The following is a 16,884-nucleotide window of genomic DNA, read 5'->3' on the forward strand; positions in this document are numbered from 1 at the left end:
CTGATCAATCCATCCTGCTTCCAGAGTTGGTTTGCTAAGTGTTGCTACTGTACCCCTTGATTCTTTAACAGGCTGTACTGCACTTGGGCTTGCAGAACTTAGGCTTGCAGAAAATTTGCTCAAACCCAAGCCCCCCGAACCCCCAACCAGGCTCCCCAGTTTGGTTGTGCTAGCCTCGAGGGCTAGCCAGTTTCGCGAATACTTTTCTCACCTTTCTCCCGGACAAAAAATAACAGAGAAGAATGCGTGTGAGCTTCTGTATAAAAACTCAAAGTATATCTGGAGAGGCACACAGAAAGAGTTTGAGGCTCTGAAAGAGGAAGTCGAGAAGTTTCCGGCTGAAAATCTCAATGATGAAAGTGCTTTTTATCTAGTGGCCCTCGAGACTGACGAGGAGCTTCCTGGACTTCGCAAAGATGCGAGTCCTCTTAAGCGAAGAGATGCGTTTCTGGCTCTATGCAGTAAAGCGAAGATTATCTGGATTTCCCCCCCATTACATTTAAACTCCTTTGCCAACAAGGATTTCTACCTTGTGTGACCGGAACTTTGGGAGCGTAAGTCATGCTCATTCCAACTCTCCTTTTTGCTTCTCCTTCGATTGTCAGCGGGCTTTTGGATGGATCCCTGGTTCGCTACGGTGGCGTTGTTCGAGAAGCTGCCACGGGTCGCATCGTCAAGCATTTGGCCGAAGCTCCTGGCCTGACCAGCTTGCTGATGAATGCGCCGGTATCTCCTGAATCCGTGATTAATGCCCTTGGTCACCAAGCCACTCATCGCAAGCTTGAGGTTTTGCAGCAGACTGCCACCAAGATTTTGGGGCTTTCTCAGGTAGCTGCTGGCGCTAGCGTTTTAAACCTGGGGGTTAGCGCTATTGGCTTTACCTACATGCATTTCCGCCTGAATCAGTTGCAAGGCTCTATTGCCCGCCTAGAAAAGATTGTTAGGGAAGGGATCCAAGACATCCAGCAAAAGCTAGATGCACTTTCTGGCCAACTGGCCTATTTGCAAGCTTTGGCCGTTCAGAGTAGAGCCGAAATTCTGTTGGCTATCTCCAATTTGCATCGTGCTCTTTTCATTCAAAGTCTTGCTAAGCTGCAGGCAGAGCTGGTTAGTTTGCACCGATTCCCTGAGGCTTCTCCTCGCGATGCCCTTAAGGCGCTAGCGGAAGCCCGCATCTTTTTCTCCGACCAAGCCCATCAGATCCCTGTTGAGCGCCAGGCCCACTGCCTACTGCTTGGCGATATTGCCCTCAAGGGTTGGGCAGTTTCCCTAGCGGCGGAATCCCAGCTTCTGCTTAAGCATGGGTACCTGCAAGATGCCGTCGATGCCCTGGACTTTGAGGTTCCTCGTTTCCGGGAACTAAGCGAAAGGTGGTGTGCAGCTCTCTTGCCAGCGGATCGACCTCAGCTCCGGACGGCCTATACGTACACAGCTCCCGGCTTTGCTGGCCACATCTCTAGCGAACGCATCCAGCGCATTGCTCGTCTTTCCCCATTTGATCGAGCGCTTACACCGGAGCAGCGCTTCCTTAGGGAAAAGAATTTTTCTGTCGAGTTCCAGATGACCTACTTCCAAGAGCTGGACAAGTCTTGGTACCTTTCCCAAGCGGCTTTAGCCGAATACCTAGACACCCTCAGCGAGCTCGCGGAGCGCCTTGAAAGTCTCCAGTCTTTTGCTCGCCTCTGTCGAGAGCTTAACCAGGCGGATCCCTACCAATTGATCCCATCTGAACCCCAAAGTCTTTATCTATTATCTGCCGGGTAATACCTGCAGCCTAGCAGCTCGAGGGCATGGGCAAGGTCGGATTCGAACCGACACGGTTTCCCGCCGCATTTTGAGTGCGGTGCGTCTACCAGTTTCGCCACTCGCCCGGACTAGAAACATTATCCTACTGAACCGGCGCAACCTCGTCAACCACTCCTACGCGCTGCGGGCTTGCTGCAGTTGTTGAGCTTTTTGCCGCAGCTTGCGGGTTTGCTCCATCACTTCCTCCAGATCTTCGTGGGAGAGGCGCTCCACGTAGTTGATCTTGATCTCTTCCAGCAAGTCCTGTAACAGGGAGCGAATTTCCTCCAGCACATGTTGCTGGGTGAGTTCGTTGGCCAAGACTTCGCCAAAGCGCCGCAACAGTTGGGCCGCCAACTGGGAGCCGACGGGATCCTCGAAGCTGTTGGTCAAGGTTTTATAGGTGGTGGTGGTCAGCTCGCTGGCCAGGCGCTCCGTCAGTTGGCCGGGCAGGGATCCGAGGCCGGGCAGCCGTTCCAGGGTTTGCAGGGCGGGGAGTTGTTTGAGCAGGCCACCCAGGTTGTAGCGGAGCAATTGCTCCACCTCCGGCTGGACCTGGGGCAGGACGCGGTAGAGGACGGTGCGAAAAACCAGGTTGGCAATGGCTTCCAGCTCGTTGATCTCGTTGAGGTCGATGTAGCTGCGGGAGGGATCGGCTGCCGGCAACAGGGGCAGGGATCCCCGCTGGATGGATGCCTGGATTTGGTTGATCACCCGCACGACGATGACCTCGGTCAGGTCTTCGGCGAAGTTGGCGACAAAGCCTTGGCTCACCTGAGCGCGAACCCGCTCCAGATCCAGCAACTGCGCCTGTCCCAGCCGGATGGTAACCGGGATCACCCGCAGCCAGCGCCAAAAGGGCAACAGCAGCAGCACATCGTACCAGCGCCAGAGCATGGCATCCAGCCAATTGACGCCGGTGTAGCGACGGCTGATGGCCACCGTGCGCAGCACAAATTCCAGCCCAAACAGCAAGGCAAAGGGAAAGTCCAGCAGGGGGAAAAAGTCCACCGGGTTGCCGCTCTCGCCGATGGGGCGGGAGTAATTGGTCTCGAAGAGGGGGCGCAGCCGGGCCTGGAAAAATTCGATCCCGTCTTTGGGATCGACGCTGGCCAAGTATTCGGCAGTCCAGAAGCGGGCGAAGGCAGCCTTGGCCGAGTCGGCTTCGGGGATGTGCTCCCGCATCAAGTTGATGATGCGCACAAACTGGCCGGTTTTGTTGGCGGCCTGAAAGGGGTTGGTCTCGATCATCTCGTCGCTCAGTTGCCGCAGTCGGGCCAGGATCGGTGCCGCAGCTTCCGACTCCACCCCAAAGCGCAGGGTGACCTGGCGCAGCTCATCCACCAGGGCCAAGTAGCGCTGGGTTTCCGGGTTGGGCTCAATGCCTTTAACCGGGTCGTATAGGTCGGTTACCGGGGAGCGGCTGGTCTGTTGGGAGAGGATGGGCAAGGGAATGGGAGGGCCAAAGGCACCGAAGATCTGCACCCGCCCCTGGAGCCAGAAGTCTCGCCAGGGCACGTAGCTGAGGTCGAAGAGCACCAAGCACAGGTTGCCCAAAGCCAGCAGGGCCATTCCTTTTTCGTAGAGGAGGAGCCAGCGGCTTCGCCCCTTGCGGACGGAACGTCTGATAATGCGTCGAGCGGCGTTCATGATCTCGTGCAACGGGTTGGGCTAAGCCAGCCCTAGCCTACCACCCCTGGCTTGAGCTTCTCTTGGCCGGGGCAAGCTGTTGCACAACTTGGCCAAACTGCTGCCAGATGGCCTCTGCCTGGGGTCCCACCTGGCGTAGGATCCAGCCCTGACAGACGGGATCCGGCGACCGCAGCAGCCAGTGGTGCGTATCCGTCGGCCACTCCGGCTCTGGCCAATCCCCCAGTAAGTACAGGGATCCCCAGCAGAGATGGGATCCCAGCACCGACGCGGCGGAGATATGCTGGTGGGGAAAGCGCAGGTCTAGGTGCTCCTGCAGCCAGAGTTTGCTCCCGTCTGTGGAGGCGGGGATCCCGGCAGCGACCCAAACCCGCAAGCTGCTGGAAAGGCGCCGAAACTGCCAGCATTCCCCCATGGCCAGCCGCCCGGCTGTCCAGATCTCGGCATAGGCCAAGCGGGCACTGGGATCCAGCTCGATCTGCACCTGTTGGCGGAAGTCTGCTCCTGCGCCCAGAATGGTCGGGTGAGGGATCCAGATCAGTTGGCTGGTGGGAGCCAGCTTGACCTTGGCCTGTTGCCGGCTCAGGCCGGGGTGGAGGCGGGTTGCCCCTTGGGTGCGAATTTCCAGCGCTGCGCCTGCCCCCAGCTCGATGGCGATGTGGTGGCGATCCCCGCCCAGCAGTCCACCATTGGGGTTGCGTAGGTAATAGAGTGGCGGCTCACCCGGGGATCCCAGCCATTGCAGGGGGGCCTGAGAATACTCCCAAATGTGGGTCTGTTGGCCTTGGCGGCTGATCTTCAAGAGGGCCTTGCCGAAGTTCACAGGTGGCTCACAGAGGGAGAATCGGCCTGGATGGAGCGAAAGAGCACCTCCCGCTCCAGCCAGCTCAGGATCTGCTCCAGCCCCTCGCCCGTGCGCAGGTTGGTGAAGACAAAAGGCCTGTCCCCCCGCATGCGGCGGGCATCCCGTTCCATCACCCCCAAGTCTGCCCCTACGTAGGGCGCCAGGTCGATCTTGTTGATCACCAGCAGGTCAGAGCGGGTGATCCCCGGCCCCCCCTTGCGCGGGATCTTGTCCCCTTCGGCCACATCAATAACATAGATGCAGGCATCCACCAGCTCTGGGCTGAAGGTGGCTGCCAAGTTATCCCCCCCCGATTCCACCAGGATGAGATCCAGGGGACAGAAGCGGCGCTCCAGCTCCTGAATGGCATCGAGGTTGAGGGAGGCGTCTTCCCGAATGGCCGTGTGGGGACAGCCGCCGGTCTCCACGCCGATGATCCGCTCCGCTTCCAGCGCCTTGGCCCGCACCAAAAACTCGGCATCTTCGCGGGTATAAATGTCGTTGGTCACCACGGCCAAAGACAGGTGATCCCGCAGCGACAGACAGAGCTTTTCCACCAAGGCGGTTTTTCCGGATCCCACCGGGCCGCCAATGCCAACCCGTACCGGCTGAGCAGTCTGCACCATTGTGCCCGACCTCTGATACCTGAGGCTCTTTTTGGGCATTTTAGAACCAGGTGCTCGCAAGGGATCCGGGTATGGTTCGACTTTTGGTGGCAACTGCCGTGGTGCTGGTGGGCTTTTTGGTTGTGAACCGCCTCTATCGCAACCCGCTCGGTTCAGAGCCGAGGCCGGAACAGGCCAGCCCTGAGGCCGCCCAGCAAGGGATCCCCCAGGGAGGGCCGCTGCAGATCTACCAGTCGCGGGAACAGCTCCAGCAAACCCTCAATCAAGGGGCTACGGCCACCCAACAGCAGGTAGAAGCCATTGAGCAATCCTTGGGCAACCCATGACCGGGAAAAGCTTTTCAGGCAAGAATTGCCGGAAGGTTCGAAGTTCAATCCTGGGCGGGAGCAGGGATCCCTGAGGAAACAGCCAGGGCAGCGGAGTGGAAGGCTTGGGCGGATCCCCCAAACGCGCTAAAGTCGAGAATGCTGCAATTTTATAGATCATCCATGCGGATCCCTCCTGTTCCCCCAGAAAAAGCCGATAAGCAACTGCAGAAGGTTTACGAAAGCCTGGAGAAAACCTATGGCACCGCCCTCAACCCGCTACAGGTGATGGCCCATAAGCCGCAACTGATGCGGGCGGTGATGAACCTTTACGGGGCGCTGCACACCGACAACCCCAACTTGCCCGAAGAGCTGAAGGAGCTGGTCAGCATCCGCATTGCCCAGATCAACGGCTGCCGCCACTACTGCCTGCCCTACCACACCCTGCAGGCGCAAAAACACGGAGCTAGCCCGGCCAAAATTGCGGCGGTGGCCCAGGCCCGCACCAGCACCCTCTACACCGAGGCGGAGAAACTGGCCATCGAGTACGCCGAGCGCATGACCGTGCCTAGCATGGTGGTTACCGACAGCTTCTTTGCCCAACTCAAAGCCATCTGGTCGGATGAAGATCTGGTGGAGCTCTCGGCCTGGATCGGCTTTATGAACTTCTGGACCAAGGTCATCGCTGCTTTGGATGTGCCTCTGGATCCTGTTTTTGCGGAGCAACTCCAGGCCTCCTAGGCCCAGTCGTCTCGCGTGCTGAAGCTGCGGTCGTACACCTGGCCGCGAGCGTGGATCTGGCGGGTGCGGGCAAACAGCTCCTCTTCGCTCAGGCCCCACTGCTCCAAGATCTGATCCAAATCCTGCTGCAGATCCCAGGCGCCAGGGAAACCTTGATAGCGGATGCGCAGACGGGCGACTTCGGCCAGCACCCAATCGGAGGGAGGGTTCTCCCGAGCCTGCGCCATCAGCTCATCAAGCACAGCCCTGTCGGTAGCATACAGCGGATGCTGTTGCTCCCGCCGAGATAAGCCATTCGGGGGTGAACCAGATGCCGCCATCCCTCTCCTTACCTTTTTTTAAAACACTCTAGCCGAACCCATTAGGGGATCCTCAATGACGAAAATTGGGATCCCTGATGGCCTGAGAGATCGAGGAACCGCGGGAAAGCCGTTATACTGCAAATGTTGCAGACCATAAACATTCTTCAGTTGCGGAGGCGGCGGCTATGCCCATGCCCATGATCGAGACCCGTACCGACCGGATGCTGCTCAACTTTGGGCCGCACCATCCCTCTATGCACGGGGTCTTGCGCCTGCTGGTCACCCTCGATGGCGAAAACATCGTTGATTGCGAGCCCGTGATCGGCTACTTGCACCGCGGCATGGAAAAAATTGCCGAAAACCGCACCGTGGTGCAATACCTGCCCTACGTCTCCCGCTGGGACTACGGCGCTGGCATGTTCAACGAGGCCATCACCGTCAACGCCGTCGAGAAACTGGCCGGGATCCCGGTGCCCCGGCGGGCCAGCTACTTGCGGGTGATCATGTTGGAGCTGACCCGCATCACCAACCACCTGCTCTGGTTCGGCCCCTTCTTGGCGGACTTGGGCGCCCAAACCCCCTTCCTCTACGCCATGCGGGAGCGGGAGTGGATCTTGGATTTGTTTGAAGCCGTCACCGGCATGCGCCTCATCAACAACAACTACTTCCGCGTCGGGGGCGTAGCGGTGGATCTGCCCTACGGCTGGACGGAAAAATGCCTCGATTTTTGCGAGTACTTCCTGCCCAAAGTAGATGAGTACGAGCGGCTGGTTACCGACAACCCCATTTTCCGCCGGCGGCTGGAAGGGGTGGGGGTCATCTCCAAGCAGGATGCCATCAACTGGGGTCTATCCGGCCCCATGCTGCGCGCCTGCGGCGTCAACTGGGATCTGCGCAAGGTGGATCACTACGAGTGCTACGACGACTTCGACTGGGAGGTGGCCGTTTACCCAGAGGGGGATTGCCTGGCCCGCTATCGGGTGCGCATGAAGGAGATGCGCCAGTCCTGCAAAATTGTCCAGCAGGCGGTGAAGGCCCTGCCCGGTGGCCCCTTTGAAAATCTGGAAGCCAAACGCATGCTGGAGGGGCCAAAGTCGGAGTGGAACAAAGGCGATTACCAGTTCATCAGCAAAAAACCCTCGGCCAACTTCAAGATCCCCAAAGGAGAGGCCTACGTGCGGGTGGAGAGCGCCAAAGGCGAGCTGGGCATTTACATCGTCGGCGACGACAATGTCTGTCCCTGGCGCTGGAAAATTCGTCCGCCTGGCTTTGTCAATCTGCAGGTGCTGCCTCAGCTCATTCGCGGCATGAAGGTAGCCGATATGATCGCCATTCTGGGCAGCATCGACATCATCATGGGGGAGGTGGATCGCTAAAATACCGCTAGGAAAGCGAGGATAAAGGCGATGGCCTGGGCGATCTTGGTTCTGCCGCTCTTGATTGTTGCAACTATTGCCGCAATTATCGGCCCCAAGCAATGGGCCAAGTACCAAGAAGAAAGGCGTCGCCGCGCAGAGCAGCTATCCGATGCTCGCCTCCAGGCCATCATTCAGCAGGAGCTACGCCGCCGCCACCGTCCCCCTCAGTCGGATCCCAACGGCAAGGCTTAGTTAACGCACGGGATCCAAGGTTTTTTTGACCCACCGTCTTTAGGGAGCTACTCAACCCCATGACAACTGCCGGTATCGACCTACAGCTTGGCTTTGAGACTGCCCTGCAAAACTTGGGCTTGGGCCCAGGTGCTGCCCACGCCCTCTGGATGCCCCTACCCATGTTGTTGCTGGTCATCGCCGCCACTCTAGGGGTGATGGTGATGACTTGGCTGGAGCGCAAGATCTCGGCAGCGGCCCAACAGCGGATTGGCCCCAACATGGCCGGGCCGCAGGGGGTGCTGATCCCGATTGCCGATGGCCTCAAGCTCTTGACGAAGGAAGATGTGCTGCCCAGCCTGGCCGACCCGGTTTTGTTCACGCTGGGGCCGATCCTCGTTTTCCTGCCGGTCTTTTTGTGCTACCTGGTGGTTCCCTTCGGCCAGAACCTGTTGATCTCCAACATCGCCATCGGCGTCTTTTTCCTGATCGCCACCTCCAGCGTGCAGCCCATCGGCTTGTTGATGTCCGGCTACGGCTCCAACAACAAGTATTCCCTGCTGGGGGGGCTGCGGGCGGCGGCCCAGTCGATCAGCTACGAGCTACCCCTAGCTCTGTCGGTGCTGGCGGTGGTGCTGATGAGCAACGGCTTGGACACCGTGGGGATTGTGGAGCAGCAGAGCGGACTGGGGATCCTCAGTTGGAACGTCTGGCGGCAGCCGATTGGCTTTGTCATTTTCTTGATCTCGGCCCTGGCGGAAACGGAGCGGATCCCGTTCGACTTGCCGGAAGCCGAGGAGGAGCTGGTGGCTGGCTACCAAACGGAGTACTCCGGCATGAAATTTGCCCTGTTTTATCTGGGATCCTACGCCAACTTGCTGCTGGCTTCCCTGATTGCAGCGGTGTTGTACTTGGGCGGCTGGTCGTTCGTGGTGCCGGTGGAGACGATCGCCGCCTGGGCTGGGATCCCGTTGGACAACCCCTTTTTGCAGATCGGCGCGGCGGTCTTAGGGATTCTCATGACGATGGTCAAGGCTTTTATCTTCGTGTTCTTGGCCATCCTCTTGCGCTGGACCTTGCCGCGGGTGCGTATTGACCAACTGCTGGACTTGGGGTGGAAATTTCTGCTGCCCGTCTCGTTTGTCAATTTGCTGTTGACGGCAGCTTTGAAACTCGCCTTCCCAAGCGTTTTCGGGGGTTGAATGAAAGTAATGAAAGTAAAGAAAGCGAGAGAGGGAGAGAACAGGCCATGACTTTTCTGAAGCGAGTTGGCGAATACGTAAGCGATGCTTTCAAAGCGGCCAAGTACATCGGCCAGGGGATGGGGGTGGTTTTCGACCACATGGGCCGTCGCCCGGTGACTGTGCAATACCCCTTTGAAAAGCTGATCCCCTCCGAGCGCTTTCGGGGACGCATTCATTTCGAGTTCGATAAGTGCATTGCCTGCGAGATCTGTGTTCGGGTTTGCCCCATCGACCTGCCGGTGGTGGACTGGGCCTATAACACCGAGATGAAGAAAAAAGAGCTTTACAGCTACAGCATCGATTTTGGAGTGTGCATTTTCTGTGCCAATTGTGTGGAGTTTTGCCCCACCAATTGCCTCTCGGTTACCGAAGATTATGAGCTAGCCACCTACGACCGCCACGACCTCAACTACCACCAGGTGGCGATGGGCCGTTTGCCTTCCAAGGTCACGGAAGACCCGATGGTGACGCCGCTGCGGGAGTTTGCCTACCTGCCCAAGGGGGTGATCGATCCCCATGAGCTGCCTGCCGGATCCCAGCGGGCTGGCAAGCGGCCGGAGGAGATTCTGGCAGAAATGAGAGCCGCCAAAGAGGCGAAAGCAGCCAAGGCCGCCGTGGAATAGGGATCCCCTGCACTCGGCACTGCTGTCCCTCACCCCCGACCCCTCTCCCCCTGGGAGAGGGGAGATAGACTCTGCTTCAAGAAGGTGTTTTGTGGCCGCTGTGGCTGTTTGAACTTGTGGGGCTCACTTGTCTGCAAGGTGGGGAAAAGTTTTCTGGATCCCTGAGTCAAGAACTGGAATGGGGGTGTCCAGGACGGATGGATGCCAGCCTTAGCCAACTTTAGGGAAAGGAAAAGGTAAACCTGCCCGCCGAGCCAGGAGAGGTGGCCGATCCGCTGAAGGTTTGTGCGGCGCTTCCGCTTTTGCGAACTGTTACAGTAAAGGGAATGGGAGCAGTGACCTGAGAACAGCGCCGGAACAACCTCACCTCAATAAGGTACAGGCCTGAGGGCGGGGTGGAGGCCCAAAAAACATTCTCTACAGGATTTTCTGTTACGGCAACGCAGTCGGCATTGGCATCCACATCTAGCTGTCCCCCAGAAGGAATAACCCGATTGTCAAAAAACACTGTCTGCTGCCTGGGATCCGTGACATATAGGTCAAGGTCATCGATAGTGCTCCAGGTGAGAGTAATCTGAATTGGGCCGGTGCCGAGCACCGGGGGAGTTGGAGATGGCCTCGGAGTCGGAACAGGGGTCGCTGTCGGCGTCGGCGCAGATCCGCCGCCGATTCTCTCAGCAAAGTTCCCCTGGAAGCTGTTGCCGGCCAAGTAGGCGGCGACTACTGCCGCCGGTGTGCCGGGGGCTACTTGAATGGCTACCCCCGCGCCCTCGCCCCGAGCTAGGAACGTATTTCCGGTAATGGTGCGGGCCTGGGTTCCTTGCAAGATGCGAATGCCGACGCTGCCGGCTATCCTGCCCACGCCGATCTGGTTGGATTGAATTGCCGGCACCGATCCCGCTCCATCCAGTTGGATCCCGGTGGTGCCACCAGTGTCTCTTTGCCGCGCCTGCAGCGCCAACCCAGCCGCAGCAGTAGGCGGATCCCCTTCGATCTGGTTGTTGCGGAAAACCCCGCCGGAGTTGTTGCTGTAGCGAACCGCCAAAGCTCCCAGAGCTTGCAGGAGGATCGCGTTGTTCTCGAGGGTGGGATTGCTCCCCGGCACAGTGCCTATACCCACCCCACCGGCTTTACTGACGATGGGTGAGACGCTCGCGACCCGTCCATTGCCGGAGATCTGCACACAGGGATCCAAAAATTGCTGGCACAGAATCTGAGCCAGTTGGCCCAAAGCCCCTTCCAGGACGGCGGCATTGCCGTTGACCAAGATGTTGGAGCGGGGATCGTTGAGGGTGACCTTGCGCGGCTGAAAGGTGCCGTCGTTCACCTGAACCCGTCCGCCCCCCAGCACCACGTCCACCCCCTGCAGGCTGGTTTGGCTGGCTACAATCACGTCAAACAGGCCGGTGAGGATCTCGTAAGCTGTGGAGTTGGTGACGCGAATGCGCCCGCCATTGGTGCCGTCGCCCCCATCCAGGGCCAGGTTGCTTTGCAAAGTTTCCCTGCCCGTCCCCAAGATCTGGATCAGCACCTCTAGCCCCGCTGTGGCGCTCTGTAGCCGCTGCGCTTCCGCAACTGCATCGGCCAGCTTGGTGAAGGGGCCCCTGACCGGATCCACCCTTAGGATGACAGGCTCCCCAGCCGGTGGCGAAAGAGACGGAGAGCTGCTGCCATTCCCCCCACAGCCGAGGGCAGCCCCCGCCAACAGGGGCAGCAGCAGGGAACGGATCCTCCAAGCAGATTTGGATACCTGGTCGGCCATAGGTGGAAAGCTCTTTACAAGTGCCTACTCGGTCAAGACTATCAGAGCAGCCAACAACTGCGACAAAGTACAGACGGCCGAGCCGGTGAAAATACTCTCTAACGAATCCCCTGCTCAGTCAATCCTTTGCCAGGGATCCGCAATCAATTGGCAACAAAAATCTCAAAAATCTAACGTTCTTCGGGAACTTGGATGGTTGCGGCGATAATGTCCTGCTTCAGCTTTCTGCGTGCTCTCTAGAAATTGGAAGCGGAAAGAAGAAAGCCTGCTGGCGGGCCTGGGGCCAGAATGGATTAACGTATCCCCCTTTTTGGGGGATCTCTAGGAATTGGCAAGAAAAGAAAAAGGAGCGCCTGTCTTGTCGAGAGAAGACCTGATGAGCCTGTCACTGCCCAAACTGGCCCTGACGTTGGGGGATCCCACGGGAATTGGGCCGGAGATTGTGCTCAAGGCGCTGGCAGAGCCCGAGGTGCGGGCCTGTGCGCGGATTACCGTGGTGGGGGATCGGCAGGTTTTGGAAGCTACCCACTGCCTACTGAGGGAGAGGTGTGCGGCTACCTTGGCCGATCCGGCAGGGATCCCAATGCTGGAATGCGACACAGGCTTTCGGTTACAGTCTGGCCGTATTGGTCGAGGGGATGCCGAGGGTGGGGCGGCCAGTTTTGTATACCTGAAAACGGCAATCGAACAGACGCTGGGGGGCGAGTTTCAGGGGATCGTGACAGCGCCCATCGCCAAATATCTGTGGCATCGAGCCGGCTACCGCTTCCCCGGCCAAACAGAGGTGCTGGCCCAACTGAGCGGAGCTGAACGCTACGGGATGATGTTTGTCGCCCGTTCCCCCCACAGCAGTTGGCAGATGCGGGTTTTGCTGGCCACCACCCACATTCCCTTTGGCCAAGTGCCCACCGTGCTGACCCCAGACTTAGTGCGCACAAAGTTGGACTTGCTGGTGGGATCCCTGCGCCACACCTTCGGGATCCCGGATCCCGTGATCGCGGTGGCCGGCCTCAATCCCCATGCCGGCGAACGGGGTCAACTGGGATCTGAGGAAAAAGAATGGCTGACCGAGCTGCTGCGCACCTATCCCCACGCCCAAATCTGGGGGCCGCTTCCCCCTGACACCATGTGGCTGGCTCCCGCGCAAGCCTGGCACGGCCAAGGATCCCCAGCCGTGGCCGATGCCTACTTGGCTCTCTATCATGATCAAGGCCTGATCCCGGTGAAGATGCTGGCTTTTGAGCGGGCAGTTAACCTGACGATCGGGTTGCCTTTCATCCGCACCTCCCCTGACCATGGCACCGCCTTCGATATTGCCGGCCAAGGGGTGGCCCGCGCCGAGAGCCTCAAGCAGGCGATCCGGCTGGCAGCAGAACTGCTGGGCAACAATTCCCAACAATGCCTGTACCCGGCAATCTGAGGCTGTCTCCCGCCTTGAGGGGACGATTGGATGCGAGAACCGGAATGCTCTACCGCCGCTTTGGACGCACCCAGCAGCTCATTTCAGCCTTTTCTCTGGGCAGCATGCGCTTGGTCAATGTGCCCAGGGATCAGGCTCAGGCAACCGTTGAGGCAGCCTTGGCTGCAGGGATCAACCACATCGAAACGGCCCAGGCTTATGGTCACGCCGAGGCGCTCTTGGGCGAGATTTTGCCAGCTCTGCCCTTCCCACGCCATCAGTTGATTTTGACCAGCAAGCTCACTCCCAGCGATTGTCTGCGGGAGCGGCTGCAGGCATCCCTGCGCCGTCTGCGGGTGGATTATTTGGATCAGTTTGCCTTTCATGGTATCAATCTGCCGGAACATCTGGAGTGGGTACTGCAGAAAGGGCTGCCGATTCTCAAGCAGCTCCAGCAAGAAGGCTGGGTGCGCCACATTGGGTTTTCCACCCATGGATCCCTGGAGTTAATCCTGCAGGCCATCCAGACCGGATGCTTTGACTTTGTCAATTTGCACCATCACTTTTTCCAACAGCGCAATGCGCCGGCTCTGGAAGCGGCTGCCCAGCAGGATATGGGCGTGTTCATCATTTCTCCTGCCGATAAAGGGGGAATGCTCTATCGCCCCCCTCAACACCTGCAAGAGTGCTGTGCGCCCTTCAGCCCCTTGGAGTTTGCCTATCGTTTTCTGCTGGCAGATCCGCGTGTGCACACCCTCAGCTTGGGTGTCACTCATCCTGAGGAGTTGCAGGTGGCCTTGTCTGCTTTGCAGGATCCCGACCGTTGGTGGGTGGAGGGCCCATGGATCCAGGAACGGTTGCGCCAAGCCGAGCAGGAGCGTCTGGGATCCAGCCGCTGCGCTCAGTGCTACGCCTGCCTGCCCTGCCCAGAGGGGATTCACATCCCCGAAGTGCTGCGGCTGCGCAACTTGGCCATTGCCCACGACATGACAGAGTTTGCCCAGTACCGCTACAACATGTTTGGCCAAGCCGGACATTGGTTTCCGGGCTTGCCTGCCGACCGCTGTACCGAATGCGGCGACTGTTTACCCCGCTGTCCAGAGCATCTGCGGATCCCAGAGTTGCTGGCTGAGGCTCATCGGTTGCTGCATCGCTCTCCTATTCGGCGGCTCTGGGAGTAGCAGCTCGCTCTATGGCTTGACAATGCCACCTGTTTTGTTTGGTCGAGTTTAGCTCGAAGTTGGCAGAGATTTGCTTATAATTGCCTGAGCGCGTTGATTAACTTTAACTCGCAAGGCGGAGCGTCCGGGTGAACAGTCAGAGTCAAGACCGCTTAGATCGGGTGGAGCAACTGCTGGCTTGGACGGCCGAACAGGTTGCTGCCAACAGCCGAGAAATCCAGGAGCTGCATCAGTCCATCCAGGCCAGCCGCGCTGAGTCTGCCGAGCAGAATGCCGCCCGCCTGCGGGAAATCCAGGAGCTGCATCAGTCCATCCAGGCCAGCCGCGCTGAGTCTGCCGAACAAGCTGCTGCCCAGGCTCGAAGCTTGCGAGAGCTACAGCAGGTTGTCAGCGAGACCCGCTCTGACCTGGCCCATCTTGCCGAATGGGCAGAAGAAGTGACTCAAGCTCTGATTACTCTCACCGCTCTACAACAAGAGCACGAACGGGCTATGCAGGCCATCAACCAACGTCAAGCGGAAACGGATCAAAGGTTCAACATCCTCCTTGAGGAAGTACGCTACCTAATTCGCAAGCAGATTTCTGACGGAAGTCCTCCTCCCCCCTCAGCCTGAACACCAGGATCCCTTCAGAACTGCGAGGGCAGCCCTAATCTTCGTCCACTTCCCACTCCAATAGGTGTGCATAGGGAGCCACCAAGCTGGGAGCATAAAAGGCAATGGCTCGAAGGGCATGCCAGTCTTCCAAGCAGCCAAAGACAGTTGGGTAGTCATTGCGCTCCAACCGCTCTGCAATTGCGGCCACATCAGCTTCGGTAAACTGGCCGGGATCCATTCCCTTGGCGGGGGCTTCTACTTTGGACTTGGATCGGGCAGACATAGGCAGTTTGAACACGCTACAAGCCGATCTTAACCTCTTCTTTTCGCACGGCGAACCTTGACCAAAGACTTAACATATAGCCATTTCAAATAGCAATAAAACGGTTTGTGACATCGTTATGGCTACGCAACGCTGTCGCGAACGCGCCGGCGGCGCGGAGCGCTATCCCTTACTCCCCGTTCCAAAGGGGAGGATTCTGAATGACTGGTATTGCTTGGCAACGCTGCGTGAACAGTTTCCAGATACCAGATAGTTGTTTGCTTTTTTAAGAAAGGTGTGGGTTGGTGTTGTGTCGAGACCAAAATGCAGCGCTTAACATTCTGCGGGGGGCACTGGAGCTGTTGGGGATGGAGTGGAACTGCCCCGCAAGAGGGAACGACTGGGGAGACCAACACCTCTGCTGTGGAGGGGGAACCCAAAACAGTAAGTGGGGTCGTTGAACCAGTAATCCCAAAGGGCGACCTTGGGAGAATCCCCTAGCTTTAGCTATGGGGAGTATGTCAAAAAATCCCCAGTTGTTGTGCCTTGAGGAGGGCGGTGACGCGGTCGGTGGCGTCTAGCTTGCGGTAGGCGGCGCTGGCGTACTCTTTCACGGTCTCGACACTGATGCCGAGGCGGCGGGCGATCTGCTTGTTGGCCAAGCCTTGGCTCATCAGTTGCAGCACGCACAACTCGCGGGGGGTGAGCTTGGGCAACTCCTGCCGGGCAGGCAACCAGTCTCGGTCGGGGTTGGCCAAGATCTGCCGAATAACGCGGGCCAGCTCCGCCGGATCGGTTTCTTTGGAGAGGTAGCCTTTGGCCCCAGCCCGCCGCGCTGACTCGATCAAGGCCGGCTCCTGAAAAGTAGTCATCATCACCACCACCACCGGCAGGCCCAGCTCGGCAATCTGTTGGCAGGCGGCGATCCCGTCCCCATTGGGCATACGCACATCCAAAATGGCCACCTCGACGGGGCAACGGCGACAGTACTCAACGGCCTGGGATCCCGTCTCGGCTTCCGCCACCACCTCGAATCCTTGCGCTTGCAGGGCAAACTTCAGCCCCAGCCGAAACAGAGGATGGTCATCGGCGATGAGGACGCGGACAGGAGAACTCATGGCAGGGGATCCCAGCCTATGAGAGGGCTGAGTTCATTCTGCCCACAAGAGGGATCCCGGATAACGTGCCCTCACCCCCAACCCCTCTCTCAAAGGGAGTCAACCCAAGCGCTCCGCGCCGCTCACGCGACCACCCCCAACCCCTCTCCCTTTGGGAGAGGGGAGTTAGTTTTTCACAAAGACCATGCCCCAGGCACTGGGGTTGAAGGCGGGATCCAGCCGGGTTTGGGCATTGTACAGAGCGCCCGTCAGATCGGCTTCTTCCAAAAAAGCGCCGCGTAGATCGGCCCCACGCAGATCGGCCTGGCGCAAGGTGGCTCCTGTCAGGTCGGCGCCGGCGAGAATGGCCCCTCGCAAATCAGCGCCGCTGAGGTTGGCTACCTGAAGATTGGCTCCTGTGAAATTGGCCTGCTGCAGGTTGGCCTGGCTGAGATCGGCTTCCCACAAAAAAGCTCCGCCCTGCTCCGCACCGCTCAGGTTGGCGCCGCGCAAATCGGCCAAGTTGAGGATTGCCTGGGAGAGGTCGGCAGCTTGTAGGTTGGCCTGCCTGAGGATGGCTTCTTTCAGGTTGGCCCCCTGCAAATCAACTCCCGGCAGCTCGGCTCCTGTCAGGTCGCAGGCGGGGCAATCTTTGCCGGGAAAAACGACTTGAGAGCGGCCCAGTTGGGCGTCCAACTCCAGTTGGGCAAAAACAGGAACCGCCGGCATCCCGACCACCCCGCCGAGGAGACCGACCCAGAACTGGGGCCATGCCATTTTTTTCACTGGGATCCCTCCCTCACCCCCACCCCAGTGGCATTTTAACAAAAACCGGGCCACCGGGCCGGTCAAGAAATCGTGATGGGGGGTGGGCGTGT

19 protein-coding genes and 1 tRNA gene are annotated in these 16,884 nt (G+C 58.7%); 11 read left to right on the forward strand and 9 right to left on the reverse strand.

From position 1 onward, the window contains the following. Window positions 1-31: 31 nt before the first annotated feature. Window positions 32-538 (forward strand): hypothetical protein, encoded by a 507-nt coding sequence (locus tag NW858_RS02340; RefSeq protein ID WP_414337174.1) that lies wholly within the window; start codon window positions 32-34, stop codon window positions 536-538. Between the two features lie 23 nt (window positions 539-561). Continuing rightward, window positions 562-1,764, forward strand: a complete 1,203-nt coding sequence (locus NW858_RS02345) for a hypothetical protein (protein WP_414519616.1) — start codon at window positions 562-564, stop codon at window positions 1,762-1,764. A 27-nt stretch (window positions 1,765-1,791) separates the two neighbouring features. Here the strand turns inward: NW858_RS02345 and NW858_RS02350 are convergent. From NW858_RS02350 to ureG, 4 genes are all read right to left on the reverse strand, one after another. Then, window positions 1,792-1,871, reverse strand: a tRNA-Leu gene (locus NW858_RS02350). Window positions 1,872-1,920: 49 nt separating this feature from the next. Next, complete coding sequence (locus NW858_RS02355; protein ID WP_414519618.1) at window positions 1,921-3,435, reverse strand: hypothetical protein; 1,515 nt, start codon at window positions 3,433-3,435, stop codon at window positions 1,921-1,923. Between the two features lie 37 nt (window positions 3,436-3,472). After that, window positions 3,473-4,258 (reverse strand): urease accessory protein UreD, encoded by a 786-nt coding sequence (locus NW858_RS02360; protein WP_414519620.1) that lies wholly within the window; start codon window positions 4,256-4,258, stop codon window positions 3,473-3,475. Next, window positions 4,255-4,905, reverse strand: a complete 651-nt coding sequence (gene ureG, locus NW858_RS02365; protein ID WP_414369130.1) for an urease accessory protein UreG — start codon at window positions 4,903-4,905, stop codon at window positions 4,255-4,257. Before ureG ends, NW858_RS02360 begins: the two co-directional genes overlap by 4 nt. Before the next feature lie 71 nt (window positions 4,906-4,976). Between ureG and NW858_RS02370 the strand changes: the two genes are divergently transcribed. Both NW858_RS02370 and NW858_RS02375 read left to right on the forward strand, forming a co-directional pair. Then, on the forward strand, window positions 4,977-5,231 hold the full coding sequence (locus tag NW858_RS02370; RefSeq protein WP_414335225.1) for a hypothetical protein: 255 nt from the start codon (window positions 4,977-4,979) through the stop codon (window positions 5,229-5,231). A 162-nt stretch (window positions 5,232-5,393) separates the two neighbouring features. Then, complete coding sequence (locus tag NW858_RS02375; RefSeq protein WP_414337178.1) at window positions 5,394-5,951, forward strand: carboxymuconolactone decarboxylase family protein; 558 nt, start codon at window positions 5,394-5,396, stop codon at window positions 5,949-5,951. Here NW858_RS02375 and NW858_RS02380 read toward each other — a convergent pair. Further along, window positions 5,948-6,271: a DUF3288 family protein gene (locus NW858_RS02380; RefSeq protein WP_414335221.1), complete on the reverse strand. Its 324-nt coding sequence runs from the start codon at window positions 6,269-6,271 to the stop codon at window positions 5,948-5,950. The genes NW858_RS02375 and NW858_RS02380 overlap by 4 nt on opposite strands. A gap of 173 nt (window positions 6,272-6,444) precedes the next feature. Between NW858_RS02380 and NW858_RS02385 the strand changes: the two genes are divergently transcribed. From NW858_RS02385 to ndhI, 4 genes are read left to right on the forward strand one after another with little or no spacing between them, the layout of a single operon-like run. Next, the gene (locus tag NW858_RS02385; protein ID WP_414335237.1) at window positions 6,445-7,629 is read left to right on the forward strand and encodes an NAD(P)H-quinone oxidoreductase subunit H; all 1,185 of its coding nucleotides are present in this window, start codon (window positions 6,445-6,447) and stop codon (window positions 7,627-7,629) included. Window positions 7,630-7,659: 30 nt separating this feature from the next. After that, a complete protein-coding gene (locus NW858_RS02390; protein WP_414335220.1) occupies window positions 7,660-7,863 on the forward strand; it encodes a hypothetical protein in 204 nt (67 codons plus the stop codon). A gap of 59 nt (window positions 7,864-7,922) precedes the next feature. Next, on the forward strand, window positions 7,923-9,044 hold the full coding sequence (nuoH, locus tag NW858_RS02395) for an NADH-quinone oxidoreductase subunit NuoH (protein WP_414335218.1): 1,122 nt from the start codon (window positions 7,923-7,925) through the stop codon (window positions 9,042-9,044). A 47-nt stretch (window positions 9,045-9,091) separates the two neighbouring features. Beyond that, window positions 9,092-9,709, forward strand: coding sequence for an NAD(P)H-quinone oxidoreductase subunit I (gene ndhI, locus NW858_RS02400; protein WP_414335216.1), 618 nt, complete (start codon window positions 9,092-9,094; stop codon window positions 9,707-9,709). Between the two features lie 220 nt (window positions 9,710-9,929). Here the strand turns inward: ndhI and NW858_RS02405 are convergent, their stop codons facing one another. Next, complete coding sequence (locus NW858_RS02405; protein WP_414519622.1) at window positions 9,930-11,471, reverse strand: right-handed parallel beta-helix repeat-containing protein; 1,542 nt, start codon at window positions 11,469-11,471, stop codon at window positions 9,930-9,932. A 373-nt stretch (window positions 11,472-11,844) separates the two neighbouring features. Here NW858_RS02405 and pdxA point away from each other — a divergent pair, with 373 nt between their 5' ends. The 3 genes from pdxA (at window position 11,845) to NW858_RS02420 (ending at window position 14,665) form a co-directional block, all read left to right on the forward strand. Beyond that, on the forward strand, window positions 11,845-12,891 hold the full coding sequence (gene pdxA, locus NW858_RS02410) for a 4-hydroxythreonine-4-phosphate dehydrogenase PdxA (RefSeq protein WP_414368705.1): 1,047 nt from the start codon (window positions 11,845-11,847) through the stop codon (window positions 12,889-12,891). Between the two features lie 44 nt (window positions 12,892-12,935). Beyond that, window positions 12,936-14,051 (forward strand): aldo/keto reductase, encoded by a 1,116-nt coding sequence (locus NW858_RS02415; protein WP_414519628.1) that lies wholly within the window; start codon window positions 12,936-12,938, stop codon window positions 14,049-14,051. Window positions 14,052-14,179: 128 nt separating this feature from the next. Continuing rightward, window positions 14,180-14,665 (forward strand): hypothetical protein, encoded by a 486-nt coding sequence (locus tag NW858_RS02420; protein WP_414519624.1) that lies wholly within the window; start codon window positions 14,180-14,182, stop codon window positions 14,663-14,665. Between the two features lie 34 nt (window positions 14,666-14,699). On the opposite strand, the gene NW858_RS02425 is transcribed toward NW858_RS02420, so the two are convergent. From NW858_RS02425 to NW858_RS02435, 3 genes are all read right to left on the reverse strand, one after another. Continuing rightward, window positions 14,700-14,930 carry a DUF2555 domain-containing protein gene (locus NW858_RS02425; protein ID WP_414336153.1) on the reverse strand — a complete coding sequence of 77 codons (231 nt, stop codon included), beginning with the start codon at window positions 14,928-14,930 and terminating at the stop codon, window positions 14,700-14,702. 500 nt (window positions 14,931-15,430) lie between these two features. Next, window positions 15,431-16,027 carry a response regulator transcription factor gene (locus tag NW858_RS02430; protein ID WP_414336152.1) on the reverse strand — a complete coding sequence of 199 codons (597 nt, stop codon included), beginning with the start codon at window positions 16,025-16,027 and terminating at the stop codon, window positions 15,431-15,433. Between the two features lie 165 nt (window positions 16,028-16,192). Beyond that, the coding region (locus NW858_RS02435) for a pentapeptide repeat-containing protein (RefSeq protein WP_414519626.1) at window positions 16,193-16,884 on the reverse strand (692 nt) is incomplete at its 5' end.

Source organism: Synechococcus sp. H55.10 (assembly GCF_047502715.1).
Lineage (GTDB): Bacteria > Cyanobacteriota > Cyanobacteriia > Thermostichales > Thermostichaceae > Thermostichus.

Bases quoted from the DNA above. Each gene is read 5' to 3' on its own strand.
- NW858_RS02425 (WP_414336153.1), bottom strand. From the start codon at position 14,930: ATGTCTGCCCGATCCAAGTCCAAAGTAGAAGCCCCCGCCAAGGGAATG.
- NW858_RS02345 (WP_414519616.1), top strand. From the start codon at position 562: ATGCTCATTCCAACTCTCCTTTTTGCTTCTCCTTCGATTGTCAGCGGG.
- NW858_RS02415 (WP_414519628.1), top strand. From the start codon at position 12,936: ATGCTCTACCGCCGCTTTGGACGCACCCAGCAGCTCATTTCAGCCTTT.
- NW858_RS02375 (WP_414337178.1), top strand. From the start codon at position 5,394: ATGCGGATCCCTCCTGTTCCCCCAGAAAAAGCCGATAAGCAACTGCAG.
- ureG (WP_414369130.1), bottom strand. From the start codon at position 4,905: ATGGTGCAGACTGCTCAGCCGGTACGGGTTGGCATTGGCGGCCCGGTG.
- NW858_RS02405 (WP_414519622.1), bottom strand. From the start codon at position 11,471: ATGGCCGACCAGGTATCCAAATCTGCTTGGAGGATCCGTTCCCTGCTG.
- nuoH (WP_414335218.1), top strand. From the start codon at position 7,923: ATGACAACTGCCGGTATCGACCTACAGCTTGGCTTTGAGACTGCCCTG.
- NW858_RS02430 (WP_414336152.1), bottom strand. From the start codon at position 16,027: ATGAGTTCTCCTGTCCGCGTCCTCATCGCCGATGACCATCCTCTGTTT.
- NW858_RS02380 (WP_414335221.1), bottom strand. From the start codon at position 6,271: ATGGCGGCATCTGGTTCACCCCCGAATGGCTTATCTCGGCGGGAGCAA.
- NW858_RS02385 (WP_414335237.1), top strand. From the start codon at position 6,445: ATGCCCATGATCGAGACCCGTACCGACCGGATGCTGCTCAACTTTGGG.
- NW858_RS02370 (WP_414335225.1), top strand. From the start codon at position 4,977: ATGGTTCGACTTTTGGTGGCAACTGCCGTGGTGCTGGTGGGCTTTTTG.
- NW858_RS02390 (WP_414335220.1), top strand. From the start codon at position 7,660: ATGGCCTGGGCGATCTTGGTTCTGCCGCTCTTGATTGTTGCAACTATT.
- NW858_RS02355 (WP_414519618.1), bottom strand. From the start codon at position 3,435: ATGAACGCCGCTCGACGCATTATCAGACGTTCCGTCCGCAAGGGGCGA.
- ndhI (WP_414335216.1), top strand. From the start codon at position 9,092: ATGACTTTTCTGAAGCGAGTTGGCGAATACGTAAGCGATGCTTTCAAA.